At 36.3% G+C, this 18,412-nt stretch carries 23 protein-coding genes and 1 tRNA gene; 11 read left to right on the top strand and 13 right to left on the bottom strand.

From position 1 onward, the window contains the following. Positions 1-1,305, top strand: coding sequence for an NADH:ubiquinone reductase (Na(+)-transporting) subunit F (gene nqrF / locus ACFSQ0_RS12225; RefSeq protein ID WP_379048662.1), 1,305 nt, complete (start codon positions 1-3; stop codon positions 1,303-1,305). A 53-nt stretch (positions 1,306-1,358) separates the two neighbouring features. Here the strand turns inward: nqrF and ACFSQ0_RS12220 are convergent, their stop codons facing one another. Further along, a complete protein-coding gene (locus ACFSQ0_RS12220) occupies positions 1,359-1,784 on the bottom strand; it encodes a Na(+)-translocating NADH-quinone reductase subunit F (RefSeq protein WP_379048660.1) in 426 nt (141 codons plus the stop codon). A gap of 123 nt (positions 1,785-1,907) precedes the next feature. Here ACFSQ0_RS12220 and ACFSQ0_RS12215 point away from each other — a divergent pair, with 123 nt between their 5' ends. Both ACFSQ0_RS12215 and ACFSQ0_RS12210 read left to right on the top strand, forming a co-directional pair. Next, on the top strand, positions 1,908-2,267 hold the full coding sequence (locus ACFSQ0_RS12215; RefSeq protein WP_379048658.1) for a Na(+)-translocating NADH-quinone reductase subunit F: 360 nt from the start codon (positions 1,908-1,910) through the stop codon (positions 2,265-2,267). Beyond that, a complete protein-coding gene (locus tag ACFSQ0_RS12210; RefSeq protein ID WP_379048656.1) occupies positions 2,264-3,265 on the top strand; it encodes an FAD:protein FMN transferase in 1,002 nt (333 codons plus the stop codon). The genes ACFSQ0_RS12215 and ACFSQ0_RS12210 overlap by 4 nt, the downstream gene beginning before the upstream one ends. Here ACFSQ0_RS12210 and ACFSQ0_RS12205 read toward each other — a convergent pair whose 3' ends face one another. The 8 genes from ACFSQ0_RS12205 to ACFSQ0_RS12170 form a co-directional block, all read right to left on the bottom strand. Further along, a complete protein-coding gene (locus ACFSQ0_RS12205) occupies positions 3,266-4,021 on the bottom strand; it encodes a class I SAM-dependent methyltransferase (RefSeq protein ID WP_379048654.1) in 756 nt (251 codons plus the stop codon). A 6-nt stretch (positions 4,022-4,027) separates the two neighbouring features. Beyond that, positions 4,028-4,852 (bottom strand): type I methionyl aminopeptidase, encoded by an 825-nt coding sequence (gene map / locus ACFSQ0_RS12200; protein WP_379048652.1) that lies wholly within the window; start codon positions 4,850-4,852, stop codon positions 4,028-4,030. A gap of 3 nt (positions 4,853-4,855) precedes the next feature. After that, positions 4,856-5,263 (bottom strand): BT0820 family HAD-type phosphatase, encoded by a 408-nt coding sequence (locus ACFSQ0_RS12195; RefSeq protein ID WP_379048650.1) that lies wholly within the window; start codon positions 5,261-5,263, stop codon positions 4,856-4,858. A gap of 4 nt (positions 5,264-5,267) precedes the next feature. Further along, the gene (locus tag ACFSQ0_RS12190) at positions 5,268-5,822 is read right to left on the bottom strand and encodes a TlpA family protein disulfide reductase (RefSeq protein ID WP_379048648.1); all 555 of its coding nucleotides are present in this window, start codon (positions 5,820-5,822) and stop codon (positions 5,268-5,270) included. After that, positions 5,822-7,330: a 2,3-bisphosphoglycerate-independent phosphoglycerate mutase gene (gene gpmI / locus ACFSQ0_RS12185; protein ID WP_379048646.1), complete on the bottom strand. Its 1,509-nt coding sequence runs from the start codon at positions 7,328-7,330 to the stop codon at positions 5,822-5,824. The genes ACFSQ0_RS12190 and gpmI overlap by 1 nt, the downstream gene beginning before the upstream one ends. 66 nt (positions 7,331-7,396) lie before the next feature. Next, positions 7,397-8,128: a M15 family metallopeptidase gene (locus ACFSQ0_RS12180; RefSeq protein ID WP_379048644.1), complete on the bottom strand. Its 732-nt coding sequence runs from the start codon at positions 8,126-8,128 to the stop codon at positions 7,397-7,399. 1 nt (position 8,129) lies between these two features. Further along, positions 8,130-8,564 carry a GNAT family N-acetyltransferase gene (locus tag ACFSQ0_RS12175; protein ID WP_379048642.1) on the bottom strand — a complete coding sequence of 145 codons (435 nt, stop codon included), beginning with the start codon at positions 8,562-8,564 and terminating at the stop codon, positions 8,130-8,132. Then, positions 8,565-8,852 carry a GNAT family N-acetyltransferase gene (locus tag ACFSQ0_RS12170; protein WP_379048640.1) on the bottom strand — a complete coding sequence of 96 codons (288 nt, stop codon included), beginning with the start codon at positions 8,850-8,852 and terminating at the stop codon, positions 8,565-8,567. A gap of 117 nt (positions 8,853-8,969) precedes the next feature. On the opposite strand from ACFSQ0_RS12170, the gene ACFSQ0_RS12165 reads away from it, so the two are divergent. Further along, a tRNA-Gly gene (locus ACFSQ0_RS12165) sits at positions 8,970-9,042 on the top strand. Between the two features lie 32 nt (positions 9,043-9,074). On the opposite strand, the gene ACFSQ0_RS12160 is transcribed toward ACFSQ0_RS12165, so the two are convergent. Both ACFSQ0_RS12160 and pepE read right to left on the bottom strand, forming a co-directional pair. Then, positions 9,075-9,986, bottom strand: coding sequence for a glutaminase (locus ACFSQ0_RS12160; RefSeq protein WP_379048638.1), 912 nt, complete (start codon positions 9,984-9,986; stop codon positions 9,075-9,077). Continuing rightward, a complete protein-coding gene (gene pepE / locus ACFSQ0_RS12155) occupies positions 9,987-10,694 on the bottom strand; it encodes a dipeptidase PepE (RefSeq protein ID WP_379048637.1) in 708 nt (235 codons plus the stop codon). A 95-nt stretch (positions 10,695-10,789) separates the two neighbouring features. Between pepE and ACFSQ0_RS12150 the strand changes: the two genes are divergently transcribed. The 7 genes from ACFSQ0_RS12150 to ACFSQ0_RS12120 all read left to right on the top strand — a co-directional run bounded on the left by ACFSQ0_RS12150 (position 10,790) and on the right by ACFSQ0_RS12120 (position 16,654). Continuing rightward, entirely contained in the window at positions 10,790-11,566 is a 777-nt protein-coding gene (locus tag ACFSQ0_RS12150) for a hypothetical protein (RefSeq protein WP_379048635.1), read from the top strand. Positions 11,567-11,640: 74 nt separating this feature from the next. Beyond that, positions 11,641-12,411 (top strand): hypothetical protein, encoded by a 771-nt coding sequence (locus ACFSQ0_RS12145; protein WP_379048633.1) that lies wholly within the window; start codon positions 11,641-11,643, stop codon positions 12,409-12,411. 17 nt (positions 12,412-12,428) lie between these two features. Then, on the top strand, positions 12,429-12,911 hold the full coding sequence (locus tag ACFSQ0_RS12140; RefSeq protein WP_379048631.1) for a DUF6702 family protein: 483 nt from the start codon (positions 12,429-12,431) through the stop codon (positions 12,909-12,911). A gap of 10 nt (positions 12,912-12,921) precedes the next feature. Then, positions 12,922-15,237 (top strand): M1 family metallopeptidase, encoded by a 2,316-nt coding sequence (locus ACFSQ0_RS12135; protein ID WP_379048629.1) that lies wholly within the window; start codon positions 12,922-12,924, stop codon positions 15,235-15,237. Between the two features lie 64 nt (positions 15,238-15,301). Next, the gene (locus ACFSQ0_RS12130) at positions 15,302-15,580 is read left to right on the top strand and encodes a Sec-independent protein translocase subunit TatA/TatB (RefSeq protein WP_147861401.1); all 279 of its coding nucleotides are present in this window, start codon (positions 15,302-15,304) and stop codon (positions 15,578-15,580) included. After that, positions 15,580-16,152 carry a phosphatase PAP2 family protein gene (locus ACFSQ0_RS12125; protein WP_379048627.1) on the top strand — a complete coding sequence of 191 codons (573 nt, stop codon included), beginning with the start codon at positions 15,580-15,582 and terminating at the stop codon, positions 16,150-16,152. Before ACFSQ0_RS12130 ends, ACFSQ0_RS12125 begins: the two co-directional genes overlap by 1 nt. Continuing rightward, positions 16,139-16,654, top strand: a complete 516-nt coding sequence (locus ACFSQ0_RS12120; RefSeq protein ID WP_379048625.1) for a DinB family protein — start codon at positions 16,139-16,141, stop codon at positions 16,652-16,654. Before ACFSQ0_RS12125 ends, ACFSQ0_RS12120 begins: the two co-directional genes overlap by 14 nt. A gap of 4 nt (positions 16,655-16,658) precedes the next feature. Here ACFSQ0_RS12120 and ACFSQ0_RS12115 read toward each other — a convergent pair whose 3' ends face one another. Together ACFSQ0_RS12115 and ACFSQ0_RS12110 are read right to left on the bottom strand one after the other, a co-directional pair. After that, a complete protein-coding gene (locus ACFSQ0_RS12115) occupies positions 16,659-17,300 on the bottom strand; it encodes an O-methyltransferase (RefSeq protein WP_379048624.1) in 642 nt (213 codons plus the stop codon). Next, entirely contained in the window at positions 17,300-18,388 is a 1,089-nt protein-coding gene (locus ACFSQ0_RS12110) for an amidohydrolase family protein (protein WP_379048622.1), read from the bottom strand. The genes ACFSQ0_RS12115 and ACFSQ0_RS12110 overlap by 1 nt, the downstream gene beginning before the upstream one ends. Between the last annotated feature and the right edge of the window lie 24 nt (positions 18,389-18,412).

Raw genomic sequence — 18,412 nt, 5'->3', positions numbered from 1 at the left:
ATGTTTTTAGCAAGTACAATTGGCGTAGTAGTTGCCACCGTAGTAGCTTTTTTAGTTTTAATTCTACTGCTTGTCGCATTACTGCTTTTTACAAAACAAAAGTTATCCCCTTCTGGTCCGGTTACTATAACCATAAATGATGAGAAGAAGATAGAGGTAGATTCTGGAGGAACCCTATTATCTACCTTGGGTAAAGAAAAAATATTTTTACCTTCCGCTTGTGGTGGTGGTGGTACATGTATACAATGCGAATGCCATGTTTTAGAAGGTGGTGGTGAAGCCCTACCTACCGAAACGCCTCACTTTACTAGAAAAGAATTGCAAGAAGGAGCAAGGCTTTCTTGCCAAGTAAAGGTAAAACAAGATATGAATATCCATATACCAGAAGAGGTGTTTGGAATTAAGAAATGGGAGGCAACTGTAGTACGTAATTATAATGTAGCCTCGTTTATTAAGGAGTTTGTAGTTGAGATTCCTGAAGATATGAATTATAAGGCAGGAGGGTATATTCAAATTGAGATTCCTCCTTGTGAAATCAATTATAAAGATATTGATATCACAGCTCACCCAGAAGAACATGAAACTCCAGATAAGTTCCAAGAAGAGTGGGATAAGTTTGGATTATGGCCATTGGTGATGAAAAATACAGAAACTGTAGAAAGAGCTTATTCTATGGCTTCTTACCCAGCCGAAGGAAGAGAAATTATGCTTAATGTGCGTATTGCTACTCCACCTTGGGATCGTGCCAAAAATCAATGGATGAATGTTAATCCTGGTGTGGCTTCAAGTTATATTTTTAACTGTAAAAAAGGTGACAAAGTAACTATATCTGGCCCTTACGGTGAATTCTTTATCAACGAATCTGAGGCAGAAATGCTTTATGTTGGTGGAGGAGCTGGTATGGCCCCAATGCGATCGCATTTATATCACCTATTCAAAACCTTAAAAACAGGAAGAAAAGTGACTTATTGGTACGGTGGTAGATCTAAACGCGAGTTGTTCTACATCGAGCACTTTAGAGAATTAGAACGCGATTTCCCGAACTTTAAGTTTTACCTAGCCTTGTCTGAACCTTTAGAAGAGGATAATTGGAAGGTGAAAGAAGATATTCATGCTGAAGGGGATGGGTTTGTAGGATTTATTCACCAAGTAGTAATAGATCAATACTTATCAAAACATGATGAGCCAGAAGAAATTGAATTGTATTTCTGTGGACCTCCATTGATGAACCAGGCGGTTCAAAAAATGGGGGAAGACTTCGGTATTCCAGATGAGAATATCAGATTTGATGATTTTGGTGGATAAACCATCATTAATAATGTATATAAGGCCTTTTCATTAAATTGAAAAGGCTTTTTTTATACCAAAAGGCTAGTCTTTTTCGGTTGATAATCCAATAGTTCTTCAATGCAAAGTAAATTAGGCTCATGATCGAGTTTGCATAAATACTTGATAACCGCTTCTAATCCATAAAACAAATCATCTTGATTGTAACTAAATTTTCCAGTTGCTTCAAATCTTAGCCGTTTTAAAAACACAGCTTCTATATCAAGCAATTCTTGAGGGGTAAAGCCCTCAAACCTTCTTCCAAGTAATTGGTTTACCCTCCCTACATAACTCAAATTCTTTTCTCCTACGCTATCGCTGAAAGCGGCCCAGAAATCGGCTTGATTTAAGATATTTCCCACCGCACATTTACAGTGGCAATTAGGATGTAATTCTCCTTTATGAAAAGCAGTATATAATCTATTTATCGCTTTCTCTGTTCTTCTTTTAAATGCCATTTATTATTTTTTCTTTTAAGATAAATAAAAAACATAAAATACTGATAATTAGAAGGTTGTTTTAACATTCTCTTTATTTTGGTTCAGGTTTTGACATTGAGCAAAATGTAGTATTTTTGGGGTATGAAAGAAGAGCTAACAGAACAAGAATTGCATCAACTTGCTATGAATATAGTAGGGAAAGATTTAGAAAAACTAGGATTTGAATTTTTAGCGGTTAATTCTAAATTAAAAAAGAACCCACAATTTGTTATTCAAAAAGAAAAGCAAATGAGCTTTGTGGTTGTTCGTGCAATTTGTCATCCCCAAAAGGTTTCTGAAATGGATAAGGAACTTATGCAAAAAATAAAAGATCACGCTTTAAAGTTTGAGGCCGACACCTATTACGCTCCTGTTGGTCTTGGGCATGGTGATGATTTTGAACGCCCCGTGGTGAAAGATGAAGCTTATAGTTTACTCTATCCTGGTATAAAAAAAGTATGAGGTATATTTATTTAATTTTGGCATGCCTTTTAGCTGCCTGTCAAGCGCCACAGCAACAAGAATTTATTATTACAGGCGATGCTTTTGGTACACGGTATTTTATCAATACCCAAAAAAAAGCAGTAGAAAAATCCCAAATTGATAGTATTATAAATCGAGTTAATCAATCGGTTAGTACTTATTTGGAAACTAGCGATATTTCACGCGTGAATAAAGGGGATAGTACTATAGTGGTTGATTTTATCTTTACGGAAGTATTTAAACTTTCGAAGAGAATTCACCAAGAAACCGATGGTTATTTTGATCCCACTGTTGGCGCCCTAAGAAATGCTTATGGATTTGGAACCAGTCCGGCATTAAACGACCTTTCGCAACATACAATAGATTCTTTGTTGATGTTAACAGGTTTTGAAAAAATAAGCTTAACAGAACAAAATCAAATCCGTAAAGTAAATCCCAATATCTATATTGATTTTAATGCTATTGCCAAAGGCTACGGTATTGATCTCATCGCTGATTTTTTGAACCAACAAGGCATCGAAAATTATTTGGTTGAGCTTGGTGGTGAAATTGTTACGCGTGGCAAAAACCTGAATAAAAATGCCGATTGGATAGTTGGAGTGGAAGGAATAGATTCTGATTTAGATAATAGGAGCTATCAATATAAGCTCAAACTTAAAAACGAGGCCTTGGCCTCTTCTGGTAATTACCGAAAGTTTTGGGTAGATAGTCTTAGCGGAAAAAAATATGTGCATACCATAAATCCTAGAACTGGTCAAGCAAAAACTACGCAAGTGACCAGCGCATCAATAATCGCAGCAAATTGCGCCAAAGCCGATGCGTACGCTACAAGTATAATGGCAATGGGAAAAAAGAAAGCACTATCTTTTCTTAAGCAGGAGAACGGCATAAAGGCTGCTTACTTCACTTATATCGATAGTTTAGGCAAACAAAGGGAGTATATGACCCAATCGTTTAAAGAGCGCTTGGTGAATTGATTATTTATAAACCAAGGGTAAAATCTCTTTGGGATCTAAACAGAATTTCTGTACTTCGCCTATGCTTAATTGTTGTGCATAGTGAATAGGCTGTACCTTGAACCCGATCTTAGACAATCTGTCAAAATAATCTTTGCCGTATACTCGAACATGGTCATATTGTCCAAAAATCTCAGCTCTCTTTTTCGGGTCGGTTATTGTGTCATCTTCAAAAGTTTTTTCACTATAAATATCTTGTGGTACCTGAAGAATAGCGAAACCACCGGGTTTTAAAACACGATATAACTCTTGCATAGCTTTGGTATCATCGGGTATGTGTTCTAGTACGTGATTACAAAAAATAACCTCAAAATGGTTGTCTGCAAAAGGGAGATTACATATATCTGCCTTTACATCGGCTAGAGGAGACTCTAAATCGGTAGTGGTATAATTTAAATGTGGTAAATTTTTAAATCGATGATAAAAGGCTTGCTCTGGTGCGACATGTAACATTTTGCGCGGCATACTAAAGAAATCGGTTTCGCGTTTAAGGTACAACCATAGCAATCGGTGGCGTTCTAAAGACAGGGTTGATGGAGACAAAACATTTGCTCGAGTTTTCCCATAACCATAGGGTAAAAAACGTTTGAATGATTTACCATCTATCGGATCTGTAAAAGTAGAGCCTCTTAAAAGAATACTCAAAAACGGCCTGGCTACATAACTTGCTTTGATAAGTAGCGGTCTAGGTACGTTATTGAGTATCCATTTAATCATTGTTTTTTAGGCTTTAGTGGTATTAGTTACTTTCTTAAATTCGTTCTCTTCTTCACTACTAATACCTAAGGCTTCATAAATATAGTCAAAGGTAGATAATAACTGTGGCTTACCATCAACTAAAGCCACATCATGCTCAAAGTGAGCACTAGGCAATCCGTCTTTGGTAAGTATCGTCCAGCCATCTTTTAATTGGATAATCCTTTTACTACCCATATTGATCATAGGTTCTATGGCCACAACCATTCCTTCTACAAATTTTTTTCCTCGCCCTCTTCTTCCATAGTTAGGCATTTCAGGGTCTTCGTGCATGGTTTTACCTATACCATGGCCTACCAATTCACGTACTACGCCATACCCGTGTTTTTCTGCATAGTTTTGAATCGCATAGCCTACATCGCCTACGCGATTCCCTATTTTAAATTCTCTTAAGCCTTGGTAAAGCGACTCTTTAGTTACTTGCAACAGTTTTTCGACCTCAGGGCTTACTTGCCCTACTTTAAACGTGTAGGCGTGATCGCCATAATAACCATTTTTTACCGCTCCGCAATCTATAGAAATGATGTCACCTTCCTTTAAGGGTTCGTCATTTGGTATTCCATGAACCACTTGGGCATTTGGACTCATACAAAGCGTGTTTGGAAAATCATATAGGCCTAAAAACCCCGGTACAGCATCTTGTGAGCGAATATACTCTTCGGCTATTTTATCTAACTCCAAGGTGGTTACACCTGGCTTTACATGTTCTGCTAGCACACCAAGTGTTCTGGAAACCACAAGAGCACTTTCGCGCATTAACTCAATTTCTTCTTTGCTTTTTGGTATAATCATATTTTATTTCTTTAAAAATGAAAACCACCCTTTACTCTTACTATGGTTTCGTGGTTTTTCTTTGAATAGTAGTTGATAAATTTCTCCCCAGCCTAAAAAACCACCTATATTTCTGTCATCTATAAATAAGTCGGCATTTATTTTTCTGCTTACTACAGCATCATATTCCTCTTCAGGGAAACTCTGGTTAACCGCATAAAACGTGAGACCGTTCTTCTCGCAAAAATCTACCGCTTCTTGTAACTCTCTGCCGTAACGGTAGGTCCATAAAATCAATCGATGTCCTTTTTTTTGTAGTTTTTTTAAGGTTTCAAAGGCAAACATTTTAGGTTTGCCTATACCAGGGTATTTATTTTCTACAATGGTGCCGTCAAAATCAACGGCTATGATAAGCGATTTACTGTTGCTCATTATTTTAACGATAAGGGGTGTAATTTTGTTGGGTAACGATTTGAATGATGTCTTTTATAAAATTCTCATTTGGTCTTTCAACATATCGGCCTGTCTCTTCTCCGGTTTTTTTATTGATAAAAATGAATGTAGGCACATACCTGATGTTGAATTTTTGCTCTATACCCTCACTTGTTTTTTTCATTCGGTTAACCGCATAAATTTTAAAATCTTCTGACTCAAAGTCAACTTCGTCGAGTAATTTTATAAGTTTAGGATATTCTCTCTTACTATCTGGGCACCAAGTTCCAATAAAACCAATAATTTCATATTTCTTAAGGTGCTTTTTAAGTGTTTTCTTCTCTGATTCGCTAAGCTTAAAATTAGTATATCCAGCTTCAAACCAAGCTTTGTGTTTTGAATGTTTGATGTCTTCTACCTCAAAATCACCGGTAAAAGCGTAATTGTTTAAGTCTTTATAACTAGTCGCTTCTGTTTGAGTTTCTTGAATTGTATTCTTTGTAGCGGTTCCACAAGACCAAAGGGCAAGTGAGGCTAGAAGTAAGATTGTTTTTTTCATTAGATTAAAAGTGATTGTTGGGTCATTAATTCTGGTTTGTCTAATTGCATTAGGTCGAGAATAGTAGGAGCTATATCTCCCAAAATGCCGTCTTTTAATTTTTTTGATTTATTTGAAATAAGAATGCAAGGTACAGGGTTGGTAGTATGTGAGGTGTTCGGACTTCCATCTTCATTTTTCATTTTTTCGCAATTCCCATGATCAGCAAGTACCAAAATATGGTAATTTTCTTTGGCAGCCTCAATTATCTTACTCAAACAGGTGTCTACCGTTTCACAAGCTTTAATGGCGGCTGGTAGACTTCCTGTATGACCCACCATATCTGGATTGGCAAAATTAATGCAAAAGAAATCGATGTCATTTTCTTGTATACGGTCTACTAAACTTTCAGTTAACTCAGGGGCACTCATTTCGGGTTTGAGGTCATAGGTTGCAACTTGGGGAGAGTTTACCAGTATGCGTTCCTCTCCAGGGAATGGTGTTTCTCGTCCGCCAGAGAAGAAAAAAGTAACATGCGGATATTTTTCTGTTTCGGCCGCCCGCAATTGCGTTTTGCCCATAAAAGAAAGTGCCTCACCCAGTGTGGCCTTTATATGGCCTTTTGAAAAAACGACATTAATATTTTTAAAATTATCATCATATTGCGTCATCGTCACATAATACAAAGGCAAAGGCTTCAAGTTATATTCACGATTTTCTTCTTGAGATAAAACTTGGGTCAGCTGTCTACCGCGATCGGTTCTAAAGTTAAAGAAAATAACTACATCACCTTCCTGAATGCGTGTTTCTGCTTTGTGCGCTAAGAAATGAGGCTCCAAAAATTCATCGGTTATATCATTTTTATAACTTTGATCTATTGCGCTAAGAATGTCATGTGTTAAATGGCCTTTCCCATACACCAATAAATCATAAGCTTTTTTTATACGCTCCCAGCGTTTATCTCTATCCATTGCATAATATCGCCCAATCACAGACGCTAATAAAGAGTTTGTTTTCTCAAGGGTAGCATCTAAGTCTTGAATATAAGATTTTGCTGAATGCGGATCGACATCTCGTCCATCGGTAAAGGCGTGTACCCGTTTTCGTGTTACGCCAAAACTATGCGCAGCTTCTAATAATCCTTTTAAATGATTGATATGCGAATGAACTCCGCCATCACTTAGCAAACCTAAAAAATGAATGGATTTATCATTTTTTACAGCGTAATCAAAAGCTTGCTCAAGAACAGGCTCATCAAGAAGAGATTTATTCGCTACGGCTTTGTTTATTTTAGCTAAATCTTGATAGACAATTCTTCCTGCGCCAAGGTTAAGATGACCTACCTCGCTATTACCCATTTGGCCAGATGGTAGTCCTACGTGTTCACCGTCTGTCCTAATATTTGAGTTGGGATAGTTTTTAATTAAATGGTCAAAGCAAGGGGTTTTAGCCTGCTCAATTGCAGAAACATTTGCATCTTGTGTTTGGCCCCATCCATCTAAAATGAGTAAAATAGCTTTTTCTGACATACTTGATGAAATTTTATACAAATTTACATAACATATATTCTAATACACTAAATTATTGAGGTAAAATCAATCGGGTAAGAGTAATTCATTTACTCCTAGAACGTGCGTTTTGACGTACTGGTTGAGTAAGTCAGCGCTTAACATTTCAAAACCGTTGATGTCTTTTCTATTTAGGTAAAAATCATCCAAATCAATTTTCAAAAACTTGCTTAAATAGGCTTGACTCAAAGGTTGATAAGAATAATGCCAAGGTTCATAAGAAAAGCCAGTACGCTTTGTTTCGTTGGGGTAGGTAAGCATCCAATTGTATTTTTGGCTATGTTCATCCATCCAGCATTTTAAAGAATGATAAACACCATGGGTTTCATAGTTTTTTTGAATTAAAATTTCTTTAGGGAAGGGTTTAGTGGCATCAACGATATCAATTTCCGTTCCCCAATGATGACGAGAAGTGCCGGGTAAAGTGGAGTATTCGAGTATACGATGAATACTTGCTTCCTTGGATAGACCTTGATTAATAAGCTGATTGTATTTTTTATTCCAAATGCTTTTCTGTCTATTAAAGCTTCGGTAACTAGATACGGCTTGGATTATTATTCCTGCTTTTCTAGCTTCTTTTTTCATACGCATAAAATCAAGATGAGCTTGTTTTCTGAGCATATGCTTACTTCCCACTAAAAGTGGCTTGCGTAAACCCAAAAGTTCTTGACTGTCTATTAACTGGCTATAAGTGATGAATGGTAAACTAGAGCTACCTGCCAATGCTATACTGGTTTTTATAAAATCACGTCTATTCAAATCAAAATACTTTTTGCATTTTGTAATGCTCACCAATTCCAGCAATGGTAAATATGTCGCTTATTATTTCGGTATCAAATTTCAAGTAAAACGGCACAGCCTTTACACGGGCATTCCACCAAATTTTTTCGACCTTTTGTTGCTTGCAGTGATTTAAAATATGTTGCATTAAAAAATGTCCCGCTCCCGTTCTTTGGTGCTTTTTGCAAACTGCCATACCCCGTAGTTGATAACATTTACCTGTTTTATAGAACGCACTATCAGATACAAACAAAGTAGCGACCCCAATGAGTTGATTCTTTGAAAAAACCCCAAAATGAAGGGTTTCTTTACACAAATCACCCTCAAATATACAATCTTTTAGCCCTAAATTTGGCCTTAAAACTTCTTGCCTTATAGGTAAAACCGCTTTGGCTGGTATGATTTTTACCTGCATTTAAGCTCTTAATTTTTGGTATTCTTCATTCTGTTCAAATTTTACCTCGGCAAAGGGGCAAAGCGGATCTATTTTTAGCTGATTTTCTTGTGCAAAACGAACGGCTTTTTCTAAAAGTTTAGAAGCAAAACCCTGACCTTCGTGTCCTTTTTTTGTTTCGGTGTGATCAATTACAATTATATTTTGACCTTTTTTAAAATAAGAAAGTTCTGCAAGGACTCCCTTGTCACTCGGCATATAAAAAACCCCATTGGTTTCGTTTTCTCTGTGTTTAATTTTTTGCTCCATACTTATATTCTTTAAAACCTTCTAGCTAAGATTTCCTTTGGTTTACACTACTTTTGGTGGTATAAAATTAATTTTTTCTTTTGCAAAGTCAAAATCTTATGTATATTTGCCCCACTTGCGGGAGTAGCTCAGTTGGTAGAGCGTCAGCCTTCCAAGCTGAATGTCGCCAGTTCGAACCTGGTCTCCCGCTCTTAATTAAATCCGCTTTAAGCGGATTTTTTTTTAAAAAATAGAGAGCCCTGTTAAACTGGTTAACTCTTCTAATGCCCGCATACCCTTCTCAGAATTGCCATGTTCGTTTAAAGGAGGACTCCATACCGCTACACTGTACTTATCTGGATGAATAGCAACAATGCCGCCACCAACGCCACTTTTACCAGGTAAACCTACACGAAAGCTGAATTCACCTGCCTCGTCATAAAAACCACAAGTTTGCATAAGGGCATTGATTCGTTTGGTACTATTTTCTTTTAGTATTTGCTTATTATTGTGTAATAAAATACCATCATTCGTAAAAACCATGAAAGCATTTGCAAGTTGTTTGCAAGACATAGCTAGCGAACATTGGTGAAAATAAAAATCTAACACCAAATCTATCTCGTTGCGAATGTTTCCTAGCGCTTTCATATAATTTACAAGCGCCACATTCCTGTAGCCCGTCTTTTTTTCTGAGGCAGCGACCTCTTCATCATAAGCAATACTGGTATCGTTGGTTATTTCGTGTACAAAATCTAATAAAACTTGTTTTGGGTTGTCGAATGTACTTACCAGAATATCGGCAATTACCAAAGCACCTGAGTTTATAAAAGGGTTTCTAGGAACCCCCTTATCCTGTTCGAGTTGCATTAAAGAGTTAAAAGCATTACCAGAGGGCTCAACGTCTACTCGTTTCCAAATACCTTTCGCATATTTCTTGGCCAAAGCTAAGGTAAATACCTTCGAGATACTTTGTATACTAAAGGTTTCTTGATGATCACCAAAACCAAAATTTTCACCGCTAATGCAAGCCAAATTCATGCCAAATTTATGACGGGGTACAAAAGCTAACTCTGGGATATAGTCTGCTACCTTACCTAAATCGTCATAATTTACTAAGTCTTTTTCTATAATATTTAATATGGCTTGGTAGTTCATTTATCCTAGGGTATTAAAATTAAAATCTGGTGCGATCTCCTTTGGTTTTTCATTGGGTATAAAAAGGCGTGCATTTAGTTTTCCTTTAAGTAAGCAAGAATTTCCTTGAATTCTTATCCAGCTGCCTTCGCGTAACCCTACGACGGGTGTTGAGTTAAGGTTTAAAAACTCTAATATTCTTGTTTCGCGGGTTTCGCCTTTATGGGTGGAGTGAGGATCTGGATCTAGATAATGCGGATTTATATTAAAGTTTAAAATACCAAGAGCTTCAAAACTAGGCGGATATACGATGGGCATATCGTTGGTAGTACTTATGGTTTTACCGCATATATTACTCCCTGCACTAGTACCTAAATAAGGCATGCCTCTTAGTATCTTCTCTCTTAAAGGAGTTAATAAGTTGTTTTCGTGTAACTGTTTGGTTAATAAAAAAGTATTACCACCTCCGGTAAATATAGCCTCGGCAGATTGAATGGCTTCGGTATAATTTTTAAAAGTATGTAATCCTACAATCGTTGTGTCTTTTAGAAAAGACAATCCTTGTTTAGCTTTTTCTGTATATTCTTCGTGTGTAATACCTCCAGGTCTTGCAAAAGGTATAAATAAAATCGATTTACATCCGTTAAAAAGAATTTCTAATTCGGGTTTGAGATATTCTAGGTAACTCGATCCATGAACCGTAGACGTACTTGCAATAATACTATTCATAAGTATTTAATTTTTCATAAATTTTAGGTAAATTTATTTGATTTGGCAACGAACACAAAAGTTTATGCCTAATTTAACCTGATATTAGCTTACTTATGAAAAAAATTGTACTTCTACTTCTTCTATTATCCAGTAGCCTATACGCACAGATAGACTCGCGTGTTTTTGTAAAGGGTAAAATAATGTTAGACGATAATTTTAATTTAAATGATGTACTTATTTACGATTTAAATACAGCTAGTGGTGTATTTACTAGTGATAACGGCGAATTTATAATTAAAGTAGGTCTTAATGATCAGCTTTTGGTTTCTTCTGTGCAATTTGAAGATTTTAAGGTTATTGTTGACCAAGGCGTAATAGATAATAAAATTATAAATATTAAGATTAAGGGCTCTGAAAATGTTTTAGAAGAAGTTACGGTAAAGCCCTATAACCTTTCGGGGGATGTAATTGCCGATGTTCAAAAAATAAACCTTGAGGAGGTGAAGCAAGCACGACCAGATTTTAACGAGGATGCTTATACTTTTCGATATAAATTTAGGCCAGATGAACAATCGGCTGTCGAGAATATAGCCATCGAAAAAAGTTACCTCACCAATGGTCTCAATTTCACAAACATGATTAAGGCAATTGTGAAAGGAAGCCGTGAAAAAGAGAATCAGAATTTAGATAAAGAACTTATGGCGCTTGAACAAAGTCCATTTTTTCAACAATATATAGAGGTGCCAAGCGATAGAATTCCAGCGTTTATTGATTATTTAAAAAATGAAGAAATAGATAGAAAATTTTTTAAAAAAGGCAATGAATTAAATTTAATCGAGCATTTAATTGAAAAGAGTGAAGAATTCAAATTGCAACAATTAAAAAAATGATGCGTTTTTAAAGTATTGGGATAGTTTTTTAAATTCCATTTCATTAATACCTTTTTTGTTTTATGACTGCGCAAATGTTTCACCCTTTAGCATTTTTACTGCTAATCTTCTCTAGCCATGCTTTTGCTCAAACCCAAAGTTTACGCACAATAAAAGGGATGATCATAGCCGACTCTATTGCGCAACGTGAAGTAAATATCGTTAATTTAAACACCAAAAAAGGAGTGGTAAGTCAAGCCGACGGCCAATTTACTATTCAAGCGAAAACAAATGATACATTGGTATTTTCTTCTTTACAATATGAGCCTTATTCGTTGCTTGTAAAAGAGGCATCTTTTGAAAAGACATTAAAAGTTTATTTGTTTCCATTAATCAATGAACTAGAGCAAGTTGAGGTTTCTAATATTAGTCTTGAGGGTATTTTGCAGACCGATGTGAATCAATTAGAATTAAAACCTATTTTTCGGAATGAAGATCTTGGCTTTCCTACTATTAAAAGGCCCAGTTTGGCAGAACGCCGGTTGTATACCGCTATGAGCAGTGGCTCGGGTCTACCGTTAGACCCTTTGTTAAATATGATTTCTGGGAGATTAAAAGTGCTTAAACGTCAAGTAGCCTATGAAAAGCTAGAGCAAAAGGTAAGTGAAGTATTCTCCCTTTTTTCACAGTATTATTTTATCAATGACTTAGAAATTCCAGAATATTTTGTCGAAGATTTTATATATTATTGTTTAGAGTTCAGTAATTTTGAAGAAATGTTAGGTCACAAAGATAAATTGCAGATGCTAGAATTTTTCAAATCCATAAAAATGACCTATTTAAAGAGGAAAGAGATTACTGAGTGAAGTCAAAACTATTTTTTATGCCCATCATTTTGGGTTTCATTTTAATTACAAGCTTATCTAAGCATAAGTTTTATGTAAGCGTAACCGATGTAATTCATAAAGAAGAGAAAGGAGAGGTGCAAGTAATTAGTCGATTGTTCGTAGATGATTTTCAATTGCTTTTACAAACTCGCTACGATAAGTCTATACGATTAACTCCAGGTGAACTTGACGTAAAAACTCAAATTTTTATTCAACAATATTTTGATCAAAAATTTAGACTTGACTTCAACGGTCACCATCAAAACCTGACCTATATTGGCAGTAAGTTTGAAGATGACCGAATAGTGTGTTTTTTTGAGGGGAAGTTTGAGGGAACCATAAATGATATTAAAGTGAAAAACACTTTATTAATTGAATTATACGAAACTCAAAAAAATCTGTTTCATTTTACACGGAATGGTAATATCAATTCGCTGCTGCTGATAAAAGAAAAACCAGAAGGGCGCATTCAAATTTAAAATTCAGCTTATGAATACTACAAACGCTATCAAAACCATTCTTATTTTTATGATTTGCATAGGTTTTGGTAATGCACAAGAGAAAAAGGAGACTCAAGAAAAAAATAGGGTAGAGGCAGGACATACCAACCAGAACAAATTTAAGCAGCTCTATGATGAATTTTCCACCCCTAATCAATACCGCACCGGTTCTGGTGCTCCAGGCGAGGCTTATTATCAAAATACAGCCGACTATGACATGGATATTCAACTAGATGACCTAAACCAAAAACTATCTGGTTTTGAAACGATTACTTATACCAACAATTCTCCCGATGAGCTAACCTATCTTTGGGTGCAACTCGACCAAAATATTAGAGGAGAAAAGGGTAAAAGTGATTTAATCAGGTCTCAAAAATTACCAGAGGTAACCCCCATGAATAGATTTGTTTCTACCTATGCTAAGCAGCCTTTTAAAGGAGGGTTTAATATAGAATCGGTTAGTCATAAAGGCAAAGCTTTAACCTATACTATTCACCAAACTATGATGCGTGTAGACTTACCAAAAGCTTTGCAGCCAGGTGATAAGTTTCAATTTTCTATAAAATGGTGGTATAATCTAAACAATCATGTAACCGATGGTGGTCGATCTGGTTACGAGTATTTTGAGGAAGATGGGAACTATGCTTATGTGATTGCACAGTTTTTCCCTCGAATGGCCGTTTATAATGATGTTGAAGGCTGGCAAAACTACCAATTCTGGGGTAGTGGTGAGTTCGCCCTGCCTTTTGGCGATTATAAAGTAAATATTACTGTACCGGCAGATCATATTTTGGACGCAACAGGTAAATTGAAAAACAGAAAAAAGGTTTTTAGTAAAAAAATGATCGAACGCTTTGAAAAAGCTAAAAATTCTTATGATAAACCTGTTTTCATCGTAACTCAAGAAGAGGCAGAAAAGGCAGAGAAAGGTTTTTCTAAAAAAACAAAAACCTGGCAATTTGAAGCCAAACAAGTGCGTGATTTTGCGTTTGCAAGCTCGCGTAAATTTATATGGGATATGCAGGCCGTAAAAATTGGTGATAAATCGGTTATGGCGGTTTCTTTATATCCTAAAGAAGGCAACCCGCTATGGGAAGAGTATTCTACCAAAGTGGTAGCTTCAACCCTTAAAAGCTATAGCCGAATGACTTTTGATTATCCTTATCATAAAGCCATTTCTGTTCACGCCAAAAGACAAGGTATGGAATACCCAATGATTTGTTGGAACTATGGTCGACCAGAAAAAGATGGCAGCTATTCAGACCGAGTGAAATTTGGAATGATAAGCGTAATTATTCATGAAATTGGGCATAATTTTTTTCCAATGATTGTAAATAGTGACGAGCGGCAATGGGGTTGGATGGATGAAGGCATAAATACTTTTGTACAATATGTAGCTGAGCAAGATTTTGCCGAAACCTATCCTAATGCTATTAAACCACTAAATAAATATCCGTCAAGAAGAGGCGATCCTGCTAAAATAGTGCCGTATATGAAAGGCAATCAAAGTTTTATTGCACCCATAATGAGTAATCCAGAGCAAGTGTATCAATTAGGGAATAACGCGTACGGTAAACCAGCAACGGCGCTTAATATTTTGAGAGAAACAGTAATGGGTAGAGAGCTCTTTGATTATGCTTTTAGAACCTATTCCCAGCGATGGATGTTTAAACACCCCACCCCAGAAGATTTCTTTAGAACTATGGAAGATGCTTCGAGTGTAGATTTAGACTGGTTTTGGAGAGGTTGGTTTTACACTACCGATGTGGTTGATATCGGTATTGAATCCGTAAAGAAATACTATGTAACCGATCAACCTACGGCCTCTGGGAGAACCTTTCTTCAAAAATATGGGGTGACAAATCCTAAAAACATAGATGCCTTATACGTTGTACCCGAAAATGATACCGAATTAACCAATGAGATGAAAAGTAAGACGACCCTTGAGAATGCACCGCGTTTAAAAGAGTTCTTATTAGATAACTTTACGGTAGTAGAACGGCAAGCCATTGAAGTTCCTAACTATTTTTATACCATTACCTTTGAAAAACCCGGAGGATTGGTAATGCCAATTTTAGTAACCTATACTTTTGCCGATGGCTCGGAAGAGCAAGTAACCTATCCTGCACAAATTTGGAGAAAAAATGATAGGCAGGTAAAACGTGTGTTGGCTAGCCAAGTTCAATTGGTAAAAGTACAAGTAGATAAAGATCAGCTAACAGCCGATGTAAATACCACCAATAATACTTGGCCCAAAGAAAAGCAAGAAAACGAATTTGAACGCTTTAAAAAACAACAAAATTAAGCCAAAAAGCTCACTTTAACGGGTGAGCTTTTTTTATGAGAAAATTCCCTCGTATATTTGCACTATGTATATCAGTTTTTTATTTATAAGTGGAGCCGAAATAGCTTTTATAGTTTTTATATTAGTTATGGTGTTTGGTGCCGATAAAATTCCTGAAATAGCCAGAGGCTTAGGTCAGGGTATGCGTCAAATAAAAGACGCCACCAATGATATTAAAAATGAGATTACGCAAACCTCGAATGAGCATCTAGAAGACTTTAGGGGTAAAGAAATTACCGATGAAGTTGATAAGGTAAAAGAAGAAATAGAGGAGATCACAGGAGCGATAAGAAGACGTCGCTAATGCTAGATCAAATTAAACAATGGGATAGAGAGCTTTTTATTTATCTTAATAGTTTAGGGGTAGAGCAATACGATCAGTTTTGGATTCTCGTTACCCAAGAAGAATTCTGGATTCCCTTATATTTGTTTCTACTAGGTCTTATATTCTACAAATTTAAAGATGCAGCTAGTCGTAAATACCTACTATTAGGTTACCTGGGAAGCTTCGCTGTAACTTTTGGTATTACTCGTTTGATAAAATTTAGTGTACAGCGGTTACGCCCCAACCAAGTAGATAGTTTAAAAGAATTAATACGGGTTTTGCAAGAGCCAACTTATTTTAGCTTTGTTTCGGGACATACCTCAACGTCTATGGCCATTACAACTTATTTCGTGTTGCTTTTTAGAGAACGCTTTAGTTGGATTTATTTTCTTTACTTATGGCCTTTTTTATTTGCCAGCAGCCGTATCTATGTGGGGGTGCATTATCCATTAGATCTTTTAGCCGGAGCAATTCTAGGAGTAAGTATAGCATTATTAATTTACGCTTTTGTTAAAAAAATGTCTCCTAATTTAGCCAATGAAGATTTATAAACCTCAGCCCAGTCAAGCCGCTTACTACTATCAAAATTATCTTGATACCGCACCAGGCGAGTATGTTTTAGAATCGCTTTCGCTCACCAAGCAAGCGAGTATAGATGTTTTAAAAAATATACCAGCATCACTTGAAGATTATCGATATGCGCCAAAAAAATGGACAATAAAGCAACTTTGGCAACACATAATAGATTGCGAGCAGGTTTTTTCTTATCGTTTATTAAGAGTTTTACGTGGAGACCAAACGGCATTAGTCGGTTTTGATGAGAATGCTTTTGCAGCCAATGATGCAAGCGATTTGCTTAGTTTAGACCAGCTTAAAGCTGATTTTTTATTGGTACGCGAGCATACTTTTATGTTGTTGAAACAATTGAAGGTAGAACAGCTTGATCTTGAGCTAGAAGCAAGCGACTGCCCCTTTTCACCTAGGATTTTGCTCTGGATCATTTCGGGGCACAACCAACATCATCTAAATATCTTAAAAGAACGCTATTTATAAGTGTTTATTTTTTTCGGGTAATGGTAAGTCCATCTCTAATAGGTAGCATTACACTTTCAACCCGAGGATCTTCGTTCACTTTTTTGTTGTAGGCCAATAATACCCGAGTGTCTTCATCATTTGGATTTAATGCTTTGGTAACTTTTCCGCTCCAAAGAACGTTGTCGGTAAGAATAACTCCACCTGAATTCAACTTGGGAACAATCAACTCAAAATAGGTGAGGTAGTTGCATTTATCAGCATCTAGAAATACCAGATCAAAATTAAGATCAAGTCGAGGAATAATTTGTTTAGCTTCGCCTAGGTGTTGAATGATTTGTTTAGCCCAAGAAGATTTGTCAAAATATTTTCTTTGAAAATCAAAGAGCTCTTCATTTTTATCAATAGTATGTAAAACGCCATCGGCTTGCATGCCTTCAGCCAAGCAAAGAGCAGAGTAGCCGGTATAGGTTCCTAATTCTAGAATGTTTTTAGGATTTATTAATTTAGTTAACATGCTTAAAACCCTCCCTTGGTAATGCCCACTTAACATGCGTGGCTGTAAAATTTTTTGATGGGTTTCTCGATTGAGTTTTTGTAAAAGTTCAGGTTCGGGTGAACTATGATTCACCGTGTATTGATCTATATCTTCTGGTAAGAAATGCATTAATTTAAAATTCTTTTTAATAGTTTTTCTTGAGCGTCTTTATCTTTGCCGCATAACCAACGGATAATATTATCGTCCCAAATAGCGGTACATTGCTCGCTTGTTAAAATATTTCGCTCGACAGCCAAATCTAGAATTTTTCCGGGATAAGAAGACTGCGAGTCGCTTTCCATTTCTCCTAATGGATAAGGATCATCTAAGCCCATGATAATCTGTTGAGGTTTTTGGTTTTCTACCAATAATTTTAAAGAGCCGGTATCGTGAACCAAAGTATCAAAGAAGATATTGGGATGTCCCACAGATTTTCTAGGGTGTACTTTACCTTTAAACAAGTCTGGTCTGCCGTCAAATCCTTGAATTCTTCGCCCTAGATTAATTTGAGCAAGCTGTCCGCCGTGGGCAAAACATACACGCATATTAGGATATTTATCAGGGTAACCGTTTAAAGTTAAAAAATGATAAGCATCTGCACATTGAGCCAGCATCCAAATTAAGTGAAAGCGCCAAGCCGTATTCTCTAGTTTTATAAACTTTTCACCATCATATGGATGAATTTCAACAGCTAAATTATATTGATTGGCTAATTCGAAAATAGGTTCATTTTCTTCATCAAAAATACAGCGCCAAGTACCAATGCTATCCATATAATGTGTTGGTAAGCAAAGCAGACGCATATCTAGTTCTTCTACGCAACGCTCAATCTCCCATAAAGCACTTCGTACAAACCCGGGGTGCACCACAAATCCACAGGTGAATTTACTAGGATGGTCATGTTGTACACGCGCATTAAAATCATTTTGAAAGCGTAATGCTTTTTTCATCTCTTCAACCCTTAAACCGTTTCCGTAAAGCTGCGAAAGGTTGAGCACAACAGCATGATCCAGTTGATTCCGTTCCATCCACTCTAATTTTTCGTCTAAGAAGAAACTAGAATCGGTTACAGGTCTCTTCCAGTTTTTTTGTAACATGTATTTGCGTTCGTCATCAACCCAGAAAATTTCTTTTTCTTTCATAAAAGCCGGAATTTCTTCTGGATAGGGTAGTAAATGAGAGTGTCCGTTAATTCTTAAAGATCGTCTGTTTTTCATGGTTTAAGTTTTTTAGGTAACCGA

It is taken from the genome of Mesonia sediminis (assembly GCF_042684705.1).
Classification (GTDB): Bacteria; Bacteroidota; Bacteroidia; order Flavobacteriales; family Flavobacteriaceae; genus Mesonia; species Mesonia sediminis.
This window is presented reverse-complemented; position numbering and strand designations above follow the sequence as displayed.